Source organism: Streptomyces sp. NPDC047081 (genome assembly GCF_040643775.1).
Taxonomy (GTDB): Bacteria; Actinomycetota; Actinomycetes; order Streptomycetales; family Streptomycetaceae; genus Streptomyces.
Genome location: NZ_JBEYUY010000076.1, coordinates 1 through 1,724, shown reverse-complemented (window position 1 = coordinate 1,724; position 1,724 = coordinate 1). Strand labels below are relative to the sequence as shown.

Annotated in this window: 2 protein-coding genes; both read right to left on the bottom strand. The window is 55.7% G+C overall.

Annotated elements, in window-relative coordinates; all coding sequences use genetic code 11:
* Window positions 1–741: APH(6)-I family aminoglycoside O-phosphotransferase (locus ABZ848_RS49515; RefSeq protein ID WP_360843736.1), on the bottom strand; the 741-nt coding region annotated here is incomplete at its 3' end.
* Window positions 741–1,544 (bottom strand): aminoglycoside O-phosphotransferase APH(3'')-Ib, encoded by an 804-nt coding sequence (gene aph(3'')-Ib / locus ABZ848_RS49510; RefSeq protein WP_025464697.1) that lies wholly within the window; start codon window positions 1,542–1,544, stop codon window positions 741–743. The genes aph(3'')-Ib and ABZ848_RS49515, both read right to left, overlap by 1 nt.
* Window positions 1,545–1,724 lie beyond the last annotated feature (180 nt).

The window sequence follows — 1,724 nt, the reverse complement described above, 5'->3', positions numbered from 1 at the left end:
CCCGTAAGCGTACGCCTGGTCGAGCAGCCGACGCGGATCGACGTCCAGCGCACGAGAGAATGCGTCCGCCATCTGTGCAATGCGTCTAGGATCGAGACAAAGGTCGTCTCTGTCAGCCGGATCGTAGAACATATTGGCGGCGCCAAAGCCCACTTCACCGACCAGACCGACTGGATCTCTCACCAGCCAGCCGCGACTGGAGAACATGATATTTTCATGATGCAGATCGCCATGCAGCCCACGCAGTTCCGAGGCATTGCTCATCATTTGATCAGCTATAATCGCCGCGTGGACGTAGTCAGTTTGACGACCTGCGTTTTGATCGTCACGCGCCCGCTGAAACAAAGCTGCAAAGCGCTCCCGGATCGGGAGAAGAGCAGAAGGCAGGGGTTCCTCAGATGCGGCATACAGCTTCGCCATCAGTTCCGCTGCAATTTCGGTCGCCTGGTAGTCGCCGTGCTCGGCAACGATGTGAGAGAGCATTCGCTCCCCGGCATATTCGAGCAACATCAGATTGTTCTCACGACCGAGCAACCGGACTGCTCCCCTCCCACTGCGCCATACCAGATAGTCGGCCCCGCGCAGTTCATCAGCAATGTCTTCTATAGGTTTCAATCCTTTGACGATTGCAGGAGTCCCGTCTGGCAAAAAAACTTTCCAAACGAGGCTGGAAAAGGTGTCCGCAATGAGAACAGGTTGGGAAACGTGCCAATGAGCAGGAAAAACAGGCGGCATGAACATCAACCCCAAGTAAGAGGGTCCAATCGCAGATAGAAGGCAAGGCGTTCGCGGTCGGGGGCTTCGATCCCCAATACATTGAATAGGACAGCGAAGGCGCGCTCTGCTTCATCTGGCGCTGCCCAGTTCTCTTCGGCGTTAGCAATCATGAGTGCCAAATCGGCATAGCGATCTGCTGTTCCGAGCCGCCCAAGGTCGATCAGACCCGTACATTGAAGAGTTCTAGGGTCTACCATGAAGTTCGGCATGCAGGGATCACCATGGCAAACAACCATATCGGTGCGCTCTTGGTCGAGCCGCACCGGTAGCTCTCGTTCGACACGAGCCAAAAGATCGAGCTGCGGCGTACTCTTGTCCTCGTCAGGTAAGAAGTCGGGATTGACGGCATTGCGGGACACCACATCAACGGCGCGTCCGATCATTCGCGACAGCCTGCGCTCAAACGGACATTGATCAACCGATAGGCTGTGAACAGCCCCAAGTTGCTGCCCCATTGACGGCCACGCTTTGAGCAAATCTGCTCCAGACAGATCCGCCGCCGGTACTCCCGGAATTGCCGTTATCACTAGGCATGCGCCCTCCTGTTCCTCCTGCCAGTTGATTACCTCGGGGCAAGCCACACCTCGACCTTTGAGCCAAATGAGGCGGTCACGCTCTCCAGCGAGCTCACCGCGACGGGAAGCAGGTGCGATTTTCGCGAAGGCATGCCCGTCACCACGTCGAAAAACAAAATCACCGGATTCTCCGCCTCTGACAGGCAACCAGTCAGAATGCGATTCACCCAAAAAAATATAAGTCCGATTCAATGGAGGTTCCTTCAGTTTGCTGATGAGGCGCGGAGGTGGCTCAACCTGCGAAAAGAAAAGAGTTGCTATGCAAGGCCAAGAACATGCTTTCCATGGTCTCTGAGCTCGCCTTTGGGGCCGACGTACCGGTAGAGAGTGACGCGCTCGATGCCAAGTTCCTTGCAGAGATCGGAAACTGAA